Annotated in this window: 17 protein-coding genes and 2 pseudogenes; 14 read left to right on the plus strand and 5 right to left on the minus strand. The window is 71.0% G+C overall.

The window, feature by feature from the left end:
* Nucleotides 1-44: 44 nt before the first annotated feature.
* The 6 genes and pseudogenes from GHR20_RS35560 (at nucleotide 45) to GHR20_RS35585 (ending at nucleotide 5,536) form a co-directional block, all read left to right on the plus strand.
* The gene (locus tag GHR20_RS35560) at nucleotides 45-1,205 is read left to right on the plus strand and encodes a PP2C family protein-serine/threonine phosphatase (RefSeq protein WP_111587091.1); all 1,161 of its coding nucleotides are present in this window, start codon (nucleotides 45-47) and stop codon (nucleotides 1,203-1,205) included.
* Between the two features lie 113 nt (nucleotides 1,206-1,318).
* On the plus strand, nucleotides 1,319-2,203 hold the full coding sequence (locus tag GHR20_RS35565; RefSeq protein ID WP_153815614.1) for an STAS domain-containing protein: 885 nt from the start codon (nucleotides 1,319-1,321) through the stop codon (nucleotides 2,201-2,203).
* Nucleotides 2,200-2,613 carry an STAS domain-containing protein gene (locus GHR20_RS35570; protein WP_148024851.1) on the plus strand — a complete coding sequence of 138 codons (414 nt, stop codon included), beginning with the start codon at nucleotides 2,200-2,202 and terminating at the stop codon, nucleotides 2,611-2,613. The genes GHR20_RS35565 and GHR20_RS35570 overlap by 4 nt, the downstream gene beginning before the upstream one ends.
* Nucleotides 2,613-3,058: pseudogene (locus GHR20_RS35575) on the plus strand (ATP-binding protein). The gene GHR20_RS35570 and the pseudogene GHR20_RS35575 overlap by 1 nt, the downstream one beginning before the upstream one ends.
* On the plus strand, nucleotides 3,055-4,098 hold the full coding sequence (locus GHR20_RS35580; RefSeq protein ID WP_153815615.1) for a SpoIIE family protein phosphatase: 1,044 nt from the start codon (nucleotides 3,055-3,057) through the stop codon (nucleotides 4,096-4,098). Before GHR20_RS35575 ends, GHR20_RS35580 begins: the two are co-directional and overlap by 4 nt.
* Before the next feature lie 220 nt (nucleotides 4,099-4,318).
* Complete coding sequence (locus tag GHR20_RS35585; protein WP_148024854.1) at nucleotides 4,319-5,536, plus strand: PP2C family protein-serine/threonine phosphatase; 1,218 nt, start codon at nucleotides 4,319-4,321, stop codon at nucleotides 5,534-5,536.
* An 11-nt stretch (nucleotides 5,537-5,547) separates the two neighbouring features.
* Here GHR20_RS35585 and GHR20_RS35590 read toward each other — a convergent pair whose 3' ends face one another.
* Both GHR20_RS35590 and GHR20_RS35595 read right to left on the minus strand, forming a co-directional pair.
* On the minus strand, nucleotides 5,548-6,057 hold the full coding sequence (locus GHR20_RS35590; RefSeq protein ID WP_148024855.1) for a MarR family transcriptional regulator: 510 nt from the start codon (nucleotides 6,055-6,057) through the stop codon (nucleotides 5,548-5,550).
* 224 nt (nucleotides 6,058-6,281) lie between these two features.
* Nucleotides 6,282-7,247 (minus strand): YihY/virulence factor BrkB family protein, encoded by a 966-nt coding sequence (locus tag GHR20_RS35595; protein WP_153815616.1) that lies wholly within the window; start codon nucleotides 7,245-7,247, stop codon nucleotides 6,282-6,284.
* Between the two features lie 333 nt (nucleotides 7,248-7,580).
* On the opposite strand from GHR20_RS35595, the gene GHR20_RS35600 reads away from it, so the two are divergent.
* Nucleotides 7,581-7,886 carry a hypothetical protein gene (locus GHR20_RS35600; protein ID WP_153815617.1) on the plus strand — a complete coding sequence of 102 codons (306 nt, stop codon included), beginning with the start codon at nucleotides 7,581-7,583 and terminating at the stop codon, nucleotides 7,884-7,886.
* Nucleotides 7,887-8,220: 334 nt separating this feature from the next.
* On the plus strand, nucleotides 8,221-9,852 hold the full coding sequence (locus GHR20_RS35605; RefSeq protein ID WP_153815618.1) for an MFS transporter: 1,632 nt from the start codon (nucleotides 8,221-8,223) through the stop codon (nucleotides 9,850-9,852).
* Here GHR20_RS35605 and GHR20_RS35610 read toward each other — a convergent pair.
* Nucleotides 9,839-10,630 carry a helix-turn-helix transcriptional regulator gene (locus tag GHR20_RS35610; protein WP_153815619.1) on the minus strand — a complete coding sequence of 264 codons (792 nt, stop codon included), beginning with the start codon at nucleotides 10,628-10,630 and terminating at the stop codon, nucleotides 9,839-9,841. The two genes, GHR20_RS35605 and GHR20_RS35610, sit on opposite strands and share 14 nt — an antisense overlap.
* A gap of 229 nt (nucleotides 10,631-10,859) precedes the next feature.
* On the opposite strand from GHR20_RS35610, the gene GHR20_RS35615 reads away from it, so the two are divergent.
* From GHR20_RS35615 to GHR20_RS35635, 5 genes are all read left to right on the plus strand, one after another.
* The gene (locus GHR20_RS35615) at nucleotides 10,860-11,687 is read left to right on the plus strand and encodes an MOSC N-terminal beta barrel domain-containing protein (protein ID WP_153815620.1); all 828 of its coding nucleotides are present in this window, start codon (nucleotides 10,860-10,862) and stop codon (nucleotides 11,685-11,687) included.
* A gap of 140 nt (nucleotides 11,688-11,827) precedes the next feature.
* A complete protein-coding gene (locus GHR20_RS35620) occupies nucleotides 11,828-12,469 on the plus strand; it encodes a TetR/AcrR family transcriptional regulator (RefSeq protein ID WP_153815621.1) in 642 nt (213 codons plus the stop codon).
* A gap of 68 nt (nucleotides 12,470-12,537) precedes the next feature.
* Nucleotides 12,538-13,254: a VC0807 family protein gene (locus tag GHR20_RS35625; protein WP_153815622.1), complete on the plus strand. Its 717-nt coding sequence runs from the start codon at nucleotides 12,538-12,540 to the stop codon at nucleotides 13,252-13,254.
* Nucleotides 13,255-13,262: 8 nt separating this feature from the next.
* On the plus strand, nucleotides 13,263-14,822 hold the full coding sequence (locus GHR20_RS35630; RefSeq protein ID WP_153815623.1) for an FAD-dependent monooxygenase: 1,560 nt from the start codon (nucleotides 13,263-13,265) through the stop codon (nucleotides 14,820-14,822).
* Nucleotides 14,823-14,935: 113 nt separating this feature from the next.
* Nucleotides 14,936-15,316: a hypothetical protein gene (locus GHR20_RS35635; RefSeq protein WP_148024863.1), complete on the plus strand. Its 381-nt coding sequence runs from the start codon at nucleotides 14,936-14,938 to the stop codon at nucleotides 15,314-15,316.
* A 172-nt stretch (nucleotides 15,317-15,488) separates the two neighbouring features.
* Here GHR20_RS35635 and GHR20_RS35640 read toward each other — a convergent pair whose 3' ends face one another.
* Both GHR20_RS35640 and GHR20_RS35645 read right to left on the minus strand, forming a co-directional pair.
* Nucleotides 15,489-16,022, minus strand: coding sequence for a DUF4232 domain-containing protein (locus GHR20_RS35640; RefSeq protein WP_111587079.1), 534 nt, complete (start codon nucleotides 16,020-16,022; stop codon nucleotides 15,489-15,491).
* 434 nt (nucleotides 16,023-16,456) lie between these two features.
* Nucleotides 16,457-18,351 (minus strand): annotated as a pseudogene (locus tag GHR20_RS35645) (N-acetylmuramoyl-L-alanine amidase).
* Between the two features lie 387 nt (nucleotides 18,352-18,738).
* On the opposite strand from GHR20_RS35645, the gene GHR20_RS35650 reads away from it, so the two are divergent.
* On the plus strand, nucleotides 18,739-19,383 hold the full coding sequence (locus tag GHR20_RS35650) for an RNA polymerase sigma factor (protein WP_153815624.1): 645 nt from the start codon (nucleotides 18,739-18,741) through the stop codon (nucleotides 19,381-19,383).
* Nucleotides 19,384-19,409: the final 26 nt, after the last annotated feature.

A 19,409-nucleotide genomic window follows, 5' to 3' on the forward strand; every position in this document is an offset into this window, starting at 1 on the left:
CGAGGCTGGTGAGTCTCCGTCGGAAGAGTGGTGTTTTTACCATCGTGAACAGATTTGTGACCGCCGAGCGCGCGCTGCGCACGGCGGCACCCCATGGGTTGCTCGACGCCGTTCGTCGGGTGCTGGCCGATCAGTACGCCGCGGAGTCGGTGGAGCTGTTCATGGCCGACTACGGCCTGACGGTGCTTCAGCCGGTGTCGGTACTGCCGCACGTCAAGAACCCCGTCTCCGTGCACAACAGCGTCGTGGGCCGGGCCTTCAGCGCTCAGGAAGCGGTCGTCGAGGGCGGCGCCGGCCGTAGCGTGCGGGTACACCTGCCGGTCAGCGTGCGCGGGGACCGGCTGGGCGTGCTGTCCGTGACGCTCCCGGACGACGGCCAGGTCCGCGACCTGCTGGGCGAACTGACGGACATCGCCGAGGTGCTGGGCCACGAGGTGGTCGTCGCCGAGCGGGACACCGACGTCTATCTGCGGGCGCGACGCAAGGACCGGCTCACCCTCGCCGCCGAGATGCAGTGGCAGCTGTTGCCCGGGCGCTCCTGCTCCCGCCCCGAGTACGACCTGGGCGCGCAACTGGAGCCGGCGTACGCGATCTTCGGGGACAACTTCGACTGGTCCACCACGGCCGACCACCTCATGCTGTACGTCACCAACGGCATGGGGGAGGGCATAGAGGCGTCCTTGCTGACGAACATGGCGATCAACGCGCTGCGGAACGCCCGCCGTGCCGGCATCGCCATCGACGACCAGGCGGCCCTGGCCGACCAGGCGGTGTACGCCCACTACCAGGGCCGCTGCTACCTGTCGGTGCTGATGTTCGACTTCGACCTCGCGACGGGCCGCGCCAGCGTGGTGGACGCCGGTTCCCCGCAGTTGCTGCGGCTGCGCGCCGGCGCCGTGGAGCGGGTCGTCTTCGATGCGCAACTTCCGCTGGGCATGTTCGAGGAGACCGACTACGTGACCCAGGATTTCCGGGTCGAGCCCGGCGACCGGCTCGTCTTCGTCAGCGACGGGGTGCACGCGGTCGCCGGTCCCAAGGGCGAGGCCGACGGTGACCTCGCGCTGTCCCGGGCGATCCAGGCCACCCGCCTGCTCCCCGCGGCCGAGGTGCCGCGCGCCATCCTCCGGGAGCTGACCGGACACCGCGGTCAGTCGGTGCCGGACGACGACGCCCTCGTCGTCTGCCTCGACTGGCGCGGACGCTGACTGTGGCGATCGTGTGTTGTTTGTGCCCCGCCTCAGCGCTTACGTTTGCCATGAGGCAATAATTGTCTTTCGGTGATCAGTCGCTGGCCGTCGGGCCTCTACACAAGGAGACGATGCAGTTGTCGGAGCAAGAGACGGTCGCATCCGCAGCGCGCGCGTTGACGGGCTTCCTGACGCACCGCCGGGAGCAGATCGCTCAGCGATGGGCCGACCTTCCGCTCTTCCGGTCGGTGTTCACCGTCTCGCGCGACGAAGCCGTGGAAGCGTGCAAGTCGGTCGTGGACGCCCTCGCCGTCGTGGCGTCGACCGGGCGGCTCGAGGACATCGAGGCCCCCGGCTTCGACACCGTCCGCGAGCAACTCGGCAGCATGTCCGGATCCCGCAGCCGCATCGGTCTGAGCCCGGCCCGGATCGCCGACGAGGTGGCTGCCCTGCGTCCGCCGGTGGCCGAGCTGTTCCGGGCGGAATTCCCGGACCCCGCCGCCGCGGAGGCCACCGTAGGACTGCTGGATCTGACGACGCTCATGGGCACCCTGCGACTGGTGGTGATGCAGACGGCACTCAGCGCGGGGGAGGAGCTGATCGCGCGGCAGCGGCAGCAACTGCTCGAAGTGGCCACCCCGGTGATCAGCCTGTGGGAGGGCATCGTCGCGGTGCCGCTGATCGGCACCCTGGACAGCGCGCGCAGTCAGGTCGTCATGGAATCGCTGCTGCAGAGCATCGTCACGCAGCGCGCGCAGTACGCCATCCTGGACATCACCGGCGTGCCCACGGTCGACTCGCTCGTGGCACAGCACCTGATGAAGACGGTCGCCGCCGCTCGCCTGATGGGCGCCGACTGCATCGTCTCCGGCATCCGTCCGGCCACCGCGCAGACCATCGTCCAGCTCGGCATCGACCTGGGTTCCGTCCTCACCCGTGCCTCGCTCGCCGACGCCCTGGCCTACGCCCTCCGCCAACAGGACATCGAAGTGTCCGCGAGGGTGAGCCTACGGTGAGCGCGAGCGTCCCGGACCGCGCGACGGCGGTACCGGTCCTGGCCCTCGGACAGACGCTGCTGGTCAGCCTCCAGGGGGAGTTGTACGACACCCTGGCCGAGCAGCTCCAGCACGACATCACCCGTCGCGTCGCCGACAGCGATGTCACCGGTGTGATCATCGACATCTCCGGAGTGGAGATCGTCGACTCCTACCTGGGACGCGTACTGGCCGAGATCGCCGCGGGCGCGCGTCTGATGGCGGCCCGGACCGTGCTGGCCGGCATGCGGCCCGCCGTGGCGATCACGCTGGTCGAGCTGGGCCTGACCCTGCCCGGCCTGATCACCGCCCTCGACGTGGAACGCGCGCTGGAACTCCTCGCGCGACCGCCGGCGCCGAACGGCTCCCGTCTCCCCGACAGGGCGACATGATGGGGGCCTGCGACCCCGCCATGACGATACGCGTGCCGATCGGCTCGGACGCGGACCTCTCCTGGGTACGACAGCAGGTACGCCAGCGGGCGGCCGAACTCGCCTTCGGACTCGTCCAGCAGACCAAACTGGTCACCGCGGCCAGCGAACTGGCCCGCAACACCCTGGTCTACGGGGGCGGGGGCACCTGGAGATCTCTTCGCTGGGACCCGGCGGGACCGACGGTCTGCGCCTCTCCTTCGTCGACGAGGGCCCGGGGATTCGCGATGTCCGGCTCGCCATGACCGACGGGTACACCACGGGCGGCGGTCTGGGGCTCGGCCTGAGCGGCGCCCGACGCCTGGTGGACGAGTTCGAGATCGACACCGAACCCGGCCGGGGCACCACCGTCACCGTCATCGCCTGGGCCGCAGGGCTGCCCGTGACGACGCGGGCGGTGCGATGACGCGCGTCTGGGACATCCCGGTGCACGACTCCACCCGGGTACGGGATGTCCGGGTGGCGGCCGAGGCGGCCTGCCTCCTCGCGGGCATCGACCCGCACCACACCGCGCTGGCCGCGCTGGCCGCCACCGAACTGGCCACCAACCTGCTCAAGCACGCCGGCGGCGGCCGCATGGTGATCGGTCTCGTCGACCATCCGCCCGAGGAGGCGCGCCCCGCGGCGGTCCAGCTCACGGCGCTCGACCACGGCCCCGGCATCGGCGACGTCAGCGCCGCGATGCGTGACGGCCACAGCACCAGCGACGCGTCACTGGGTGCCGGGCTGGGGACCTGCCTGCGCGTTTCCAGTGCCTTCGACCTCTACAGCACGCACCGGGGCACCGTCGCCGTCTCCCGCATCGACCAGGACGGCAAGGAGAAGGCCCGGCCAGCCCTCCGGACGGGCGGGATCAACGTTCCGCTCGCCCATGACGAGCACTCGGGAGACGCCTGGTGCTGGACCCGCTCCGGTGCCCTGGTGACCGTCATGCTCGCCGACGGCCTCGGCCACGGAGCCAAGGCCGCACACGCCTCCGACACCGCGGTCGGCGAGCTGTACCGCGCCGCACACCTGCCCGTCGCCGAGATCCTGCGCCGGATGCACCTCGCCCTGCGGAGCACCCGCGGGGCGGCCGTCGCCGTCGCCCAGCTCGACACGGACGGCGGGGAACTGACCTTCGCCGGAGTCGGCAACATCGGCGCCCGGCTGTACACGGAGGGCTCATGGGAGCACCTCGTCTCCCACCCCGGCATCGTCGGCGCCCAATTCCCCGCGACGGTGCCTGTACGGTCCCGGACCTGGGGGCCGGACAGTCTGCTCGTCCTGCACAGCGACGGACTGCCCAGCCGCTGGGTGCCCCCCGAGGACATCGACCTCCTCGCCCACGACCCGGCGGTGGTGGCCGCGACCATCCTGCGGGACGCCAGCAGCCCGGCCAGCCCCGTACGCGACGACACCTGCGTGGCCGTCCTGGCCGCAGACCGGTCGGACCGGCGCCCATGACCGCCCCGGTGTACGCAAGATCACCCGCGCCGCGGAAGCCGCTCGCGGCGCACCTTCCGCACCCGCGCCGCGCTCGACGGGTCGCCTCCGGAGGATCTCGCAGGGGGCGCCGCTTGGCTGCTCCGGGCGCCGGGCACGACCGCGCACGCGATGCCGGTGTCCGCCTGCTGCGGAGCGGAACCCACTCGTGTCGCGATAGTGTGAAGGCCACCTGGGGAGGGTGGACGCTGTGAATGCCGCTGAACCGTTTTCGTCCGCGGAGAGCCGACTGCGGGCCGTGCCGCCCCACGCGCTCGTCGCCACCGCCGCGACCCTCCTGGCCGAGGATTTCGGCGCCGAGGAGGTCACCCTGCTCCTCGCCGACTACGGCCTGACCGCCCTGCAGCCGATCACGCACCTGCCGTACACCAGCGAGCCGGTCTCCGCGCACGACGGACCGGCCGGCACCGCGTTCACCGGCCAGGCGCCGGTGGTCGAGCTCATCGCCGGCACCACCGCGGAACGGGTGCACCTGCCCATCACCGTCCGGGGCGACCGGCTCGGCGTCCTGTCCGTCGGCCTACCCGCCGCCTCCGCCGACCCGGCGGCGATCCTCCGGCTCGGCGAGTTCGCCACGGCTCTCGGGCACGAGATCACCGTCGCGGGCCGGGACACCGACCTGTATCTGCAAGCCCGCCGTACCCGCCGCCTCACCCTCGCCGCCGAGATGCAGTGGCAGCTCCTGCCGGGACGAGGCTGCGCCCGCCGGGAGTACATCATCGGCGCACACCTGGAACCCGCCTACGCCGTCGGCGGTGACAACTTCGACTGGTCCACCAGCGCCGACCACCTCGACCTCACGGTGACCGACGGCATGGGCCAGGGCATCGACGCCTCCTTGCTCACGAACCTCGCCGTGAGCGCCCTGCGCAACGCCCGCCGCGCCGGTCTCGACCTCGCCGACCAGGCCGCGCTCGCGGACCAGGCCGTGTACGCCCAGTACGGCGGCAAGGTGTACGCCGCCACGCTGCTGCTCCGCTTCGACCTGGACACCGGACTCGTGCACGCCGTCGACGCCGGTTCCCCTCAGCTCTACCGCCTGCGCGACTCCGGCATCGAACTGATCGAGCTGGAAGCGCAGCTACCGCTGGGCATGTTCGAGGAAACCCCGTACGACGAGCAGACCTTCGAGGTGGAACCGGGTGACCGCCTGGTCGCCATCAGTACCGGTGTGCACGGCACCCGCTCGGCGACCGGAGACGTCTTCGGGGAGCGCGTCCTGCGGCAGATCCTGGGCGCGACCCGGCAGACCCCTGCCCACGAGACGGCACGCGCGATCGTCGCCGGACTGATCGAACACTTCGGCAGCAAGGACCTCGTCTCGGACGCCGCGGTGATCTGTCTCGACTGGCAGGGCAGGGTCATCGACACGGCTCGTCCGACGTCCGCGGGCCTCTGATCGCGGGCTCGTCATCCCGCGTCCGGTGACCCTCCCGGAGACAACGGCGCGCTGCTGAGAGCGACCAGAAGCGCTTTCATGCCGCGGCTCAGCGCCGCCCGTTCCGTCGGCTCCATGGCCGTCAGGGCGATCGTCAGCGCCTGGGTCCGCCGCTCCGCCACGTCGTCCAGCACCCGGCGTCCCGGCACGGTGAGGTGCAGGCGGACCTCGCGCCGCTTCTCCGGGTGCAGCGCGCGATCCAGCAGGCCCGCCGCCTCCAGCCGGTCGCACAGCCGGCTCGCCGTGGGGAGCCCGATGTCCAGCCGCTCGGCCAGCGCGGTGAGATTCAGCCCTGGTGCCGCGTCGAGCGCCCGCAGAGCCCGCAACTGGTGCAGGGACAGGCGCAGGGCCGCCTCCTGCGCGGCCAGCGACCACAGGTTCGTGAGACTCTCCACGGCCTCGGCGATTTCCAGCGCAACGGCGTTCGCGCGAACGTCCGGTCCCTCCACACGATCGCCGCCAGCGTCGTCGAGCCTGGTCACGAACACATCGCTTTCAGTGAGTTCCGTGTGCTGCCGAGAGAATCCTCATGCAATCGCTGTACCCGAAGACACGGGGTACACGCAGGTCCCGTGGCGACCGGCACCGTTCGTACACGAGGCGCTCTCTCTTCGCGTCGAACACACGTCCCGGGAGTCGCTCGGCCGGGGTTCAGGGCGTCCGTTCATACCGCGGACGTGCGGGTGCGCGGCGATGATCCCCGCCTTCACCTGACGGACCCGTTCGTCGTGTCCGCCGCGCACCCGGAAGACTCGTGCGGATGACCCGCGTGGGGTGGCTGATCCTCGTGGTCCCGCTTCGCCAGTTCGACGTTGAACTGAGCGCCCGCCAGGAGGGCGAGGTTGGCCAGCCACAGCCAGATCAGGAATATCACCGCTCCGGCCAGGGAGCCGTAGAGGCGGTGGTACGTGTTCGCGTGCGAGGCGTAGACGGTGAAACCGAAGGAGGCCGACAGCACCAGTACGATCGCCAGGCCGCCACCCGGAGCCATTCTGCGCAACGGACGCGACGGTGCCGGACCCGAGCGGTAGAGCACCAGGACCAGGGCGACGGCCACCATCGCCAGCGCGGGCCAGCGCAGCGCGTCCCACGCGGCCTGCGGAACGGTCCCCATGTCCAGTGCCCGGCCCATGCTGCGCGCCAGGCTGCCGCTCACCAGCAGAGCGAACGTCGTGATCAGGAGGGACGCGAGCAGGACGAGCACCGTGATGATGATGCGAGGAGCGGTCCGCCACACCGGCCGGTGCGCACTGACGTGGTGCATGGCGTGCAGGGCCCGGCGGAAGACGCTCAGGTAGCTGGAGCCCGACCACAGCGCCCCCGTCGCGCCGAAGAAGAGCAGCAGCCAGGCCGCGGTCGACTGGCCGGCCAACTGCAGCAGGACGTCCCGCAGCAGGCCACGGGACTCGGCGGGGACCATCCCCGTGAGCCGGTCGATCACCTCGGGTTTCGCCGTGGGCATGGTGAGCCCCAGCACCGACAGAAGCACGAGAAGGACGGGGAACAGTGCGAGGACCGCGTAGTAGGTCAGGGCGGCGGCCCAGTCCGTCACGTCGTCGTTCCAGATGGAGACGGGCGTCCGGCGCAGAGCGGCCCACCACTGGTACGTTCTGCCGCCGCTCTCGCCCGGGCGGCCGTCCGCTTCTTCCGGGACGGTGATCCTGTCCGACATCCTCGTCGATCCTGTCCTTCCAGACGCGGATGATGTGCGCACAGAGCCTCTACCCGACCGTTGGCCAGTGATGTGCCCCCGTTTCGGTGACCATGGCGAAGGCCGTGCACGTCGGTACGGCACCGGACCCGTCTGTCGTTCACGACCAGGATTTCTTCGAAGGGAGATGTCTCGTGTGTCGGAGCCGCGGCACGGCGAGAGAGTGGAGCCCGTAGGGGTGTGCGGCCTTGCGCCGGGACCGGCATGCGCCGGCCACGGCCCCGTACATCGATGTGCGTCTCTGGCCGGAGACCGAGACCCGGCACGCAGCCGTCGCGGGGATCGCTGCCGTTTATGCCGGTGGGGTCCTCGGACACCGGGGGCCACGGGAGTCACGGCCACGTCGGCGGCGCCGGAGGGGACCAGCTGGGCCCGGGCGCCGAGGTCCAGGGCGCCCGCCGGCCGCGGTCGATGATCACTCGGCTGCCGGGGGAGCCCGTGACGGTGCTGTACGACGGCCCGAACGGCGCGCTCGCCTTCACCGGTGCCGTGGTCCGGGACGGCGACGCGTACGAGGCGTACCACCCCTGGGCGATCCCGCGCCGCAAGGACCCCGTCTTCCCCGAGGCGGAGTGCTCGGACCGACGCGTCCTTCCGTAGCTCGGCGACGGCTGCCCCGGCGTTCCTCCGACCCACTCGGCGTTCCTCCGACCCACTCGGCGGTCCTTCGCACCCACTCCGCACAAGCCTCGGCCTGCGCGGTGCCGCCCGGACGAGACGCGCGGGCCCAACTCCCTTGACACCTCAACCAGTTCGACGCTCGGCACGCCGAGTGAAGCGGGACCAACCAAGGTTGTCCGCTGCGCGACATCAGCTGTCCAGGTAAGCCGTTCCCGTCAGCCCCGCCGGTCCCTAGCGTGGCTGATGCGGCGCCGGCCCGCTCTTCGCGCTCTCGCCGTATCCACCTCGATTCCCATTCCCCGAAGGGGGATTCATGTCCCTGACCGAGACGACCACGCGTGGGACGCCACCCGCCGGCGCGCCATCCGGCCGGCCCCGGACCGTGCTGTTCCTCGTCTGCGTCGCGATCTTCATGCTGATGCTCGACGCGACCGTCGTCACCGCCGCGCTCGCCGGTATTCGCGCACACTTCAACGCCTCCATCGACGCGTTGCAGTGGGTCGTCGACGCCTACTCGATCCCGCTCGCCGGCTTCATGCTCACCTTCGCCACGCTCGGGGACCGGTTCGGGCGCAAGCGGATGTTCCTGACCGGGATGGCGGTCTTCACCGTCGCGTCCCTGGCGCTGACCCTGGTCGGCACCATCGTGGAACTCGACGTCCTGCGGGCGGTCCAAGGTGTCGGCGCCGCCATGCTCTTCGCCACCGCGTTGCCGCTGCTGTCGGTCGCGTTCCCCGAGCCGGCCCCGCGGGCGAAGGCGATCGGCGTCTACGGCGCGGTGATGGCGGGGGCAACCGTGCTCGGCCCGGTCATCGGCGGCGTGCTCGTCACCGAGTTCGGCTGGCGCGCGATCTTCACCGTCAATCTGCCGATCGGCGCCGCGGTCCTGGTCCTGGCCGCGTTGTGGATGCCCGAGCCACCGCGAACTCGCGGCCGTCGAGCGGACGGCCTCGGCTCGCTGCTGCTCACCGGCGGCCTGGTGGCCGGGGTGTTCGCGGTGACCCGCAGCAGCGCGCTCGGCTGGACGTCGTCGTCCGTGATCGCACTGCTGGTCACCGCGGCCGCGCTGCTGTCCGGCTTTCTGGCCTGGCAGGTACGAGGCGCGAAGCACCCCTTGCTCGACATCGCCATGGCGCGCAAGCCCGGCTTCGCCGGTACCGCGATCGTGTCGGTCGGGCACATGGCCACGCTGATGGCGGCGACCACCTACCTGTCCCTGTTCCTGATCGGCACGCTCGGCTACACCCCCCTCCAGATGGGTCTACGCGTGATTCCGATCAGCATCGGCGCGATGATCGCCGCGCCGCTGACCGCGATGCTCGCCAAGAGGCTGCCGATCTCGGTCTCGCTCACGGCCACCATGGCACTGGTCGCCGCGGGCATGTTCCTGCTCGGCGGGTTCACCGGCCATGACAGCTGGACCTACTTTCTCCCCGGTGAGATCGTCGGCGGCGTCGGCCTCGGCGCGATCACCGCGGCCAACCAGGCCGCGTCACTGACCTTCGCCTCTCAGGAGAACGCCGGCATGGCCAGCGCGACCTTCGGCACGCTCCGGCAGGTCGGCATGGCCGTCGGCATCGCCGGGCTCGGCTCGGTGTTCAGCCACGTCGCCCGGGAGAAGGCCGCCTCCGGGCTCGCGACGCTCCCCGAGGCCGGTTCACTGCCCCAGGACCTGAAGCAAGAGTTCGTTCATCAACTCGGGGCGGCCTCCGGCCGTCAGGCGGTCGCGATGGTGCCGCCGCAGTTCCGCGACAGCGTGCCCGCCCTCACCCGCGTCGCCGACCACGCGTCGATCGACGCGCTGAACTCCGTGGCGACCCTGGCCACGGTCGTCGCGGTGGTCACCGTACTTCTCGCGGTCATCGCCTTCGCCGTCGACCGGGGCCGAGCGGTACGACGGATGCCCGGGCGGCGAGCGGCCGGGCGGCGGCTCACCGGGGCGTGACGCCGGACTCGGCACTGCTCGCGGCGAAGTACGCGGCGGGAGTGGTGCCGATCTCCCGGCGGAACGCCGCGATGAAGGCACTCGCGGTCCTGTACCCGACCGCGCGGGCGACCCGTGCGACCGGTTGCCCGGTGCCCAGCAGGGGCAGCGCCGCGTCGAGCCGCTGCAAGGTCCGCCAACTCGCGAAGCTCACCCCGGTCTCGGCGCGGAACCGGCGCGAGAGGGTGCGTGGCGAGGCACCGACCTCGCGGCCCCAGTCCTCCAGGTCTCGCGAGTCGGCTGGGTCCTGACGCAGTGCCAGCGCGATCCGCAGCGCCAGCGGGTCGGTGGGGAGGACGACCGCGAGGGTGGTGACCGGCACCGGCCTCATCAGGTCCCACAGCACAGCGGTGGCCCGGGCGCGGCGGTTCGTGGCATCCGGAGCGTCGCCGAGATCCGCGAGGTGGGACAGCAGCGGTCCCACCAGCCCGGAGGCGTCGAGCACGGTCGGGGAATCCCAGCCGTGCGGGCAGTCACCCGGTTCGAAGTACACCGAGAGCATCGAGCTCGACGAACCCGGAAGGACCGCGTGCTCCACTTGGCCTGGAATCCACAGCGCACGCGATCGCTGCACGACCCAGCGGAACCCGCCCACCTCCAGCGTCAGCAGGCCGGTCGGTGCCCAGGCCAACTGGTGCTGCGGATGGCTGTGCGACGGCAGACCGGTCCCGGCCGCGAGCGGGATCACGATGCTCGCTCGCGCCTCGTAACTGATGCTGATACGCCCCCGACTGCTCACGGGCCGCAACTCTACTGTCACCTACGGACGGCGGCTTGAACCTGCCCTGCCCGCCTCCGGGAGATCTGGTGGCCGGCGCACCCGATGACGCGACGTCAGCTTTCGCCCGCCGGAGGCGGACTGCCCGCCGCTCCTCCTCCACGAGTCCGGCCGGCCCGCCGTGGAGGTGGGACGGCCCGACCCTTCGAAAGCGCCGGAACCGGCGCGACTACCGCCTTGGATGGTCCGCATGCCACACGTGGCCTCGCTCTCGTACTTCCCCGTCAAGGGAGCCGCCGCTACCCACCCCGACCAGGCCGTGCTGACCGCGGCCGGGCTCGCACACGACCGCAGCTTCATGGTCACCAGCCCCGAGGGCGTCTTCCGCACCCAGCGCCGTGACCCCCGTCTGGCCCTTGTGCGACCCACCATCGACCCCAGTGGCGAGCTGATGACCCTGCGAGCCGACGGCCTGCCACCACTCGACCTGGCCGTGGACACCACAGGCCCCCGCCGCCCGGTGGAACTGTTCGGGCAGCCCTTCCACGGCATCGACCAGGGAGACGACGCCGCCCGGTGGCTGTCCGAGTGCCTGCGTGCCCCGAGCCGCCTGTTCCGGGTGCCACCCGAGCACGCCCGGCTCACGGACGGCCGCGTGCCCGGCACCTCCGGCTACGCCGACAGCTGCGCGCTGCATCTCCTGTCCCGCGCCACCCTGGACCTGCTCGGCAAGAAGCTCGCCGACCACGGCGGCCCCGCCGTGCCGGCGGACCGCTTCCGGGCCAACCTGGTCATCGGCGGCTGGGACGAACCCCACACCGAGGACCGCGCCCACCGCATCACGATCGCCGGCGCCGAACTCGGCTACGCCAAACCGGCGATCCGCTGCGCCGTCGTCCTGGTCGACCAGTGCGGCGGCCGACGCGACGGCCCCGAGCCGCTGCGCACACTGGCCGGCTACCGACGGGCCGCGGCGGGCGGAGTCGCGTTCGGAGTGAAGTACGCGGTGCTGCACCCGGGCCGGATCCGCGTCGGCGACCAGGTGACCGTCACCGCCTGGGGGCAGAGCGAGGTCTGACGCGGACACACGAGCGCGCGACAGCGCCACCTTCCGACGCAAGCCCCGGCCTGCGCTGTCCAGTTGCCCGAAATCCGACAGGCGGGACACCGGTCGATCCCCTCTTGCTCGGGCGAGCAAACGCCGCTACGGTATTGCTCATGCAAGCAAGAAACAGCGCGGACAAGCAAGGAGCTACGGGGCGGGCGAGATCCTTCACGGAGACGGGCCGCCGTGCCCAGATCGTCGCCGCGGCCATCGACGTGATCGCCGAAGTCGGCTACCAGCGGGCCTCGTTCGCGAAGATCGCGCAGCGTGCGGGGCTGAGCAGCACGGGGATGATCTCCTACCACTTCGACGGACGGGACGACCTCATGCGCGAGGTCGTCGCCGAGGCGATGCGGGTCGCGGACGGCTACCTGCGGCCCCGGATCGAGGCCCACGAGAGCTACGCGGCCCGGCTGCGCACCTCCATCGAGGGCAACCTCGACCTGCTCGCCGAATACCCGAACCACCTCGCGGCGATCGGCGAGGTCCTGGGCAACCTGCGCGGCGGCGACCCCGGCATGGTCGCGTTCACGGAAGGGATGGAGAAGATCCTCGCCTTCCAGGTCGAGCAGATCCGCAAGGGACAGGCGGCGGGCGAGTTCGGCGATTTCGACCCGTGGGTGATGATGCGGGCGATCCGCGCCGCGATCGACGACGTGGTGCGCCGCGCCGGCCAAGAGCCCGGCCTCGACGCGCGCGCAATCGGCCGCGAACTCGCCGATCTGTTCGACCGCGCCACCAGAAAAACGCCCTGACCACCAGCGCGATACGCACCGGGGGACGACAGCATGACCATCGACACGACGTTCACGGGGGACACACCATGGACACCAGCCAGGCATCGCAGACCGGCCCGAACCCGGCCACCGAGGCCGCCACCGCACAGGGCCGGGCCGCCGCGGCCGCGGAGGCCCGGCGCCGTACCACCGCGCTGCGCCGGCAGATCGGCGCCCAGTTGCTCTTCGAACTGGTTCTGCCGATCGGCTCGTACTACGGACTGCGCGCCGCCGGCACCGGCCAGTGGCTCGCGCTGGTCGCAAGCGGTCTGATGCTGGTGCCGTGGATCGTCTACGGCATCGTGCGGCAGCGCCGCGTGAACGCGATGGCCCTGTTCTCGCTGAGTCTGGTGGTCATCGCCACCCTGCTGTCCATGGTCACCGGCAGCCCGCGGGTGCTGAACCTGCGGGACAGCTGGATCACCGCCGCGATCGGCTGCTGGGTGCTGGGCACCTTGTTCACGCGGCGGCCGTTCATCATGACCTCCTCGCGCGGCATCGTCATCGCCAAGGTCGGCGAGGTCGGCCTGGCCGAGTGGGAGGCGCGATGGGACACCGAGCCGGCGTTCCGCCACCACCTTCGCGTGCTCACCTTCGTGTGGGGCGCGGTCTTCCTGCTCGACGCCGTGCTGCGCGTCGTACTCGTGTACACGATCTCGGTGGACGCCTTCCCGCTGACCAGCACCCTGCTCTGGCTGGCGATGCTCGGGACCCTGATCGGCTTCCACAACTGGTACGTCACCCGCAACGGCCTGAAGGTCTGAGGCCAACCATGGACACCGGTACCGACACCGACACCATCACCGACGCCGACACCGTCACCGACATCGAGGTGCTGATCGCGGGAGCCGGGCCGACCGGCCTGCTGCTCGCCTGCGAACTGCGCCTGGCCGGAGTACGCGCGGCCGTCGCGGAGCGACTGCCGCGGCGCAGCGGCCAGTCCAAAGCCCTCAACCTGCAACCACGCACCGCCGAGATACTGGACTGCCGAGGCTGGCTCGCACCGCTCCTGGACCGGTCGCTGACCCTCCTGCCGGGCGGGCACTTCGCCGGACTGCCACTCGACTACGCCGCCCTGGACACCGCCTTCCCGCATCAGGTCGGCATTCCCCAGGCCCGCGTCGAGGAGTTCCTGGAGGGCCGGCTCGCCCAGTACGGCGTTCCGGTGCTGCGGGGCCGCGAGCTGACGTCGTTTCGGCAGGACGCCGAAGCGGTGACCGCCACCCTCCGCGCACCCGACGGCACCGAGCACACGGTCCGGGCCTGCTACCTGGTGGGCGCCGACGGCGGGCGCAGCACGGTGCGCCGCCTGCTGGGCATGCCCTTCCCCGGACGGGACGGCCGCATCGGCATGGCCGTCGCCGACGTCGAACTCGCCCCGACCGGCGACGGATCGTGCGGTCCGGACGAACCCTGGCAGCTGCCCGACCTCGCCCCGGACCCTGCGGGCGTCGCCTTCCTGCTCCCGCTCGGTGACGGCGTGCACCGGCTGACCTTCGGCGGCCCCGAGCAGCAGAACGCCGACCGCGACGCCCCGGTCACCGACGACGAGGTCCGCGGGGCCCTGGCCCGCTGCCCCGGCCCGCGCCGTGAGCTGCGCCGCGTCCGTTGGGCCTCCCGCTTCACCGACGCCTCCCGGCAGGCCGAGCGCTACGCCGAGGGTCGGGTCCTGCTGGCCGGCGACGCCGCCCACATCCACGCCCCCGCCGGGGGGCAGGGTCTGAACCTCGGCATGCAGGACGCCTTCAACCTGGGCTGGAAACTGGCCGCCACACTGCGAGGCTGGGCCCCCGACGGGCTTTTGGCCACCTACCACGACGAGCGACACCCGGTCGGAGCCCGAGTCCTGGCCAACACCCGCGCCCAGGTGGTGCTGACGCTCCCCGACCCGGACGCCATGGTGGTGCGCGACCTGCTCACCGACCTGCTCACCGAACCGCAGGCCAACCGCCGTGTCGCCGCGATGATCGCCGGCACGGACATCCGCTACCCCATGCCGGGCGCGCCGGACCACCCGCTTCTGGGGGCGAGAGTGCCCGGCCTCCCGCTTCCGGCCGGCCGCGGAGCCCTGCTGACGGACGCCGCGTCAGCAGCCACCTCGACGGCGAAATCCTGGGCGGACCGCGTCGACCGCCCGGACGGCGCGCCCGTCGCCGCTGAAGGCGAAGCGCTGCTGGTCCGCCCCGACGGCTACGTGTGCTGGGCCGGCCGCGACGACGACACGCAGGGCCTGCACGCCGCCCTCACCCGCTGGTTCGGCACACCCGCCACCCCGACCACCGACCACGATCACGACAACGGGTCCGGCTGCTCCCTGCCTTCCCCGACCTGAGTGCCAGTGCCAGCGCGGCAGAGCGGCGAACGCGGCCTTTCGCCTGCTGAACTTCACCTGGCTGACCGGCGGGGCCGGTATAAAGATCACCACTACTGGAGGATGTCTTGTCCGTGAAACACCGTATCGGGTCGGGGATCAGCGCTTCCGCGCTCACGTTCGCGGCCCTGGCCATATCCGCGGCCCCGGCGCTCGCCGGCAGCGGCGGTCAGCAGATCGACTTCATCGACTCTCTGGGGGTGGCGAACACCATCCGTATCAACGGCTACAACCAGAACGGCTCGTACACGAGCCAGTGCTTCGCCACCCCGGTCCACGAGAACAAGGACTACGGATACTGGTGGGCCGGAACGGTCAACGTGATCGCCTACTCGGGCAACAACTGCCAGAGCACCACCGTCACGGCCGAGGGCGACGCCTACATCCCCACGGTCCAGTCCGGGGACTGGACCGTCGTCAGCGACGCGGGCTGGCCTCTGGGCAACCAGGGCTGAGCCGACCCGCCGCCCAGTAACCAGCCCCCGCGCTTGCGGGGCACGTAGCCGCCGTGTCGTACGACGCCGACTCCGGCCGCCTCACAGCGAGTCCGGAGCCGGATCCCGTCACACCGGGCCGACGCACGCATGCCCTCAGGCCGCAGCCGCGTCCAGGGCCGCCCGCTGCTGGTTACAGGCCGACGGGGTTGAGGTAGGTGCCGGGGTGGGTGGCGCCGTCCTGCTTGAGGATCTGGCCGCCGAACGGCCACTTCAGGGTGAAGTGGGTCGTCTCGTTCGGCGGGGTGACGAGGAAGTTCGCCGGGACGAACTTCTCCTTCTGCGGCGTGGACTTGGCGACGGGCAGCAGGGTGATGCTGAAGTCGGCGGTGGCACCGTGCTGGAGGGTCATCTTCGGGGGCTTCTTGGCGGAGCGCACCAGGGACCAGGTGCCGTCGGTCTTCTGGGCGCCGGTCATGTCGACGCCGGCGAAGCCGGTCAGGGTGCAGGTGTGGTTGCTCTTGTTGGTGAACCAGATGTACGCCTGGGTCTGCTTGTCGGTCTGCCCCATGTCGGGCTTGGCGTCGCCGCCGGTGGCGAAGCCGGCCTTGAGGTCGGCGGTGTGGCAGCGGGCCGGCGCGGCGGCGGCCGATGCGGGGACGGTGGCGGCGGCGGTGCCGGCGACGGCGAGGGCTGCCAGGACCACGGCGGTGAGCTTGTGCTTCATGAAGACTCGAATCCCCTTCGACTACGAATCGGCGCGGGAGGTCAATGCGCGCCTGCACACGTGAAGATGCACGAAGTCCGGAAGAGGTTCGGTGGGGGAGTGCAATGAGCCTCCGCCGACTTGAAACTGCCAGTCGGAGGGCCGTCGGGATCGACTCCCCAGGTACTCAAACTGGTGACGAGCAACTGTTCTTGGCCCATATCCAGGACGGCCTCCGCGCGCGCTGCGGAGGCCGCCGGGGAGGGTTCCGGCGGCCTCCGCCACTGTGATCGGCGACCTGGTCTTTCGCTTCCCGCGCACGGCCGACACCACTGGAGCGGCGGATGCCCGGATCGCTCTCGCTCGCCTCATCCCTACATGGTGACCGGACCATGGTCGGTTGAGGGCCCAGCTCCTCCGCCCCCCGACCGTCGCGGCGGGTTGCTGTCCGGTACCTACCGTGCGGTGACGTCGGCGGCGTAGACCAGCGCTGTGCGGTGGTTGTACTGGATGGTGTACATGCTCTTCCCCCGGTGACGACCCGGCCGCTGGAGGGGAAGTAGTCGTCGGTGGGGGCGGGTGCGGCGGTGGCGACGTAGCCCTGGCCGACGGGGATGCTGTAGGAGGCCAGCGGGGCCTGGGTGGAGGGGGAGAGCCCGGCGGGGTATTCGTTCGCGTCCGGGTAGCTCGATCCGTACACCGCCACTGGCGAGGTACCGGTGGCGCTCACCACCGTCACGTCATGGGCGGGGGTGGTGTTGCAGCCGTGCGGGTTGAGGAACCAGACCTGCACGCCGCTGTACCAGATGGCCGTCCAGTCACCCTGCCGGTCGGCGACGACGAACTGCTGCCCGGCCGCCGCGGTGCCGCCCCAGTCGTTGACGCTGTCGGTGCCGACGCCGTCCGGATGGATGGCCTGGTCGCCGAAGAGCGGCGCCGTGACGCTGGGCGCGGTGCGCAGATAGACGAAATTGGAGGACTGGGTCCGCTCGGTGCACTCGGGTGTGGCACCGGTGGGGTCGTCGGACGGGCAGACGCGTACGGTCTGCTGGTTGCGGTCGTACCCAGGGGTGATGGTGACCACGGAGCCCACGCGGCCCACGCCGTGCCGTCCGCCCACCGGGGCGTGCAGCAGCCGCATGAAGCGCTCCCAGTCCCAGGACGGGCCCGGGTCCCAGTGCATACCGGAGACGAGGGCCGTGCTGGGCCCAGGCACGTTGTCGTGCCCGAGTATGTGCTGCCGGTCCAGCGGAATGCCGAAGCGCTCGGCCAGGTACCGGACGAGTTCCGCGCTGGTCTCGTACTCGGTCTGCGTGTACCAGGTGCCGCCCGCGGCGGCGTACCCCTCGTGCTCGATTCCTATCGAGTGCAGGTTGGTCGAGTAGTTGCCCGCGTGGAAGGAGATGTCCTTGGTGGGCACCATCTGGGTCACGGCGCCGTCGGAGGAGCGTATGACGTAGTGCGCCGACCCGCCGCCCGGTTTCTGGAAGGCGTTCAGGGCGGCGTCGTAGGACGACTCCGTGTCATGAATGACGATGGAGTCGATCCTGATCCCGTTGGCGGGGCGGCCGGACACCTGCCCATTGGCCGCCGCGGCCGGAAGGAAGGCGCAGTCGATGGTGGCGGGGCACTCGGTGTCGCCCGTCGCGGCCGTCGCCTTCAGGTGCAGCACGGACAGTTGCTTGACGGCCGGCTTGACGCTCGGGGAGGCGGGCAGGTCGATGTGCTGTCCGTCCCGGGTGGTTTCCGCCGCGCCGTTCTCGATGGTGGCGAACACCCGGTCGGCGAAGGCTCTCGCGGCCCGTTGCCCGGAGGAACCGCTGTAACGGGCAACGGCGGCGTACCACTTGCCCGAGTCCTTCGGCGTACCGCCGACCGTGCTCTTCGCGTAGGAGGCGAGGAGGGCGGCACCCCCACGGATGTTGGCGGCGTCGTCCGCGCGCAGTCGCTTCCCGGGCAGCCCTGTCAGCCGGGCGGCGGCCTGGAGGGTGTGCAGGGACGGAGCGGAGGCCAGTTCGGCGAGGTCGGCACGGCCGACCGCACCCGCGTCGCCGCCGGCCAGCATCCCGGTCGTCACGTCGGTCAGATGCATGGGTCCGTAGCCGCCGTCGGTACTGCGCTCACCGGCATGGGCATCCCAGGCGGACTCGTGATATGCCACGGCGAGGAGGACGGGCAGCGGGACATGGTATTCCGTCGCGGCCTGCTCAAAGGCGTGCTGGCGGCTGTCGGCCGCCGCCCGATGTCCTACCGCCTGGGCGGCCGGAGAGGCGGTCGCAACTCCCGCGGCGGCCAGCACTCCTGCCGCGAGAATCCGTGACAGCCGCCGGCGCGGTCTGTGCTCATGCACGTGTGAGTACCTGACTTTCCTTCGTCGATTCCGGACCTTGGACGTCACCACCGCAGCGCCCCAAGGCTGTTAGGTGGCCCGAAACTTGACTGGCCATAAGATGATCTTCACATGATGTGACGGTGGTTTAGTGCGCCGGGTTCCCGCTCGCGGACCACGAGGTGGCGGGCACGGCGGGTCGGCGGCGTCTCCGGCCCGGCCAGATGATCACCACGCACGAGGACAGATCGGTGGCCGGAACGGCCGGTGCAGGGCGAGCAGGTCCACGTGGACCTCGACCCCGGACCGTCTCCTGGAGACGCAGGGCCTGACGTGACCGACGGGACCGGTGAAAAAAGGAGCGGGTTCCGCGGGAACCTTCGGTCGGGTGCCGGACACATACAGGGCATGGAAGTGAACGACGTCGGTGCCACCGCAGCTGTCGGAGCCGTATCCGACCGGGAGTTGTGGGCGCGAGCGGTCAACGGCGATCGGGATGCGTTCGGCCGGATCTTCGACCGTCATGCGAAGACGGTCTACAACCACCTGTTCCGGCGGACGGCCGACTGGTCGGAGGCCGAGGATCTCACCTCGGCGGTTTTCCTTCATGCCTGGCGACGGCGGTCGGAGGTCGCGCTGGACCGCGATTCGGCCCTGCCGTGGCTGCTGGGCATCGCGGAGCACCTGCTGGCGAACACCAGGCGGCGGCTGCGACGGGCCGAGGCGTTGCTGCGGCGGCTCGTCTCCCATGACGAGTCGGTGGGTGACCACGCGGACCGTGTCGCCGGCGAGGTCGACGACGCGCGCCGGATGTCGCGGCTCCACCGGGCGCTGGCCCGGCTCCCGCGCCACGAACGCGAGGTGGTCGAGCTGTGCATGTGGTCGGGTCTGGATCAGCAGGCGGCCGCGACGGCGCTGGGAGTGGCGGTGGGAACCGTGAAGTCCCGACTGCACCGAGCACGACGCAGGCTGGGGGCCGATCTCGCCGACAGGCCGGGTGCGACGTCGTCCAGTTCGAAGAATCCCGTCACCGTGGAGGAGGTCGCGCGATGAACGACACGCAAGGTGTTCCCGCGCCT

The sequence above is a fragment of the Streptomyces sp. SUK 48 genome, from assembly GCF_009650765.1.
Taxonomy (GTDB): domain Bacteria; phylum Actinomycetota; class Actinomycetes; order Streptomycetales; family Streptomycetaceae; genus Streptomyces.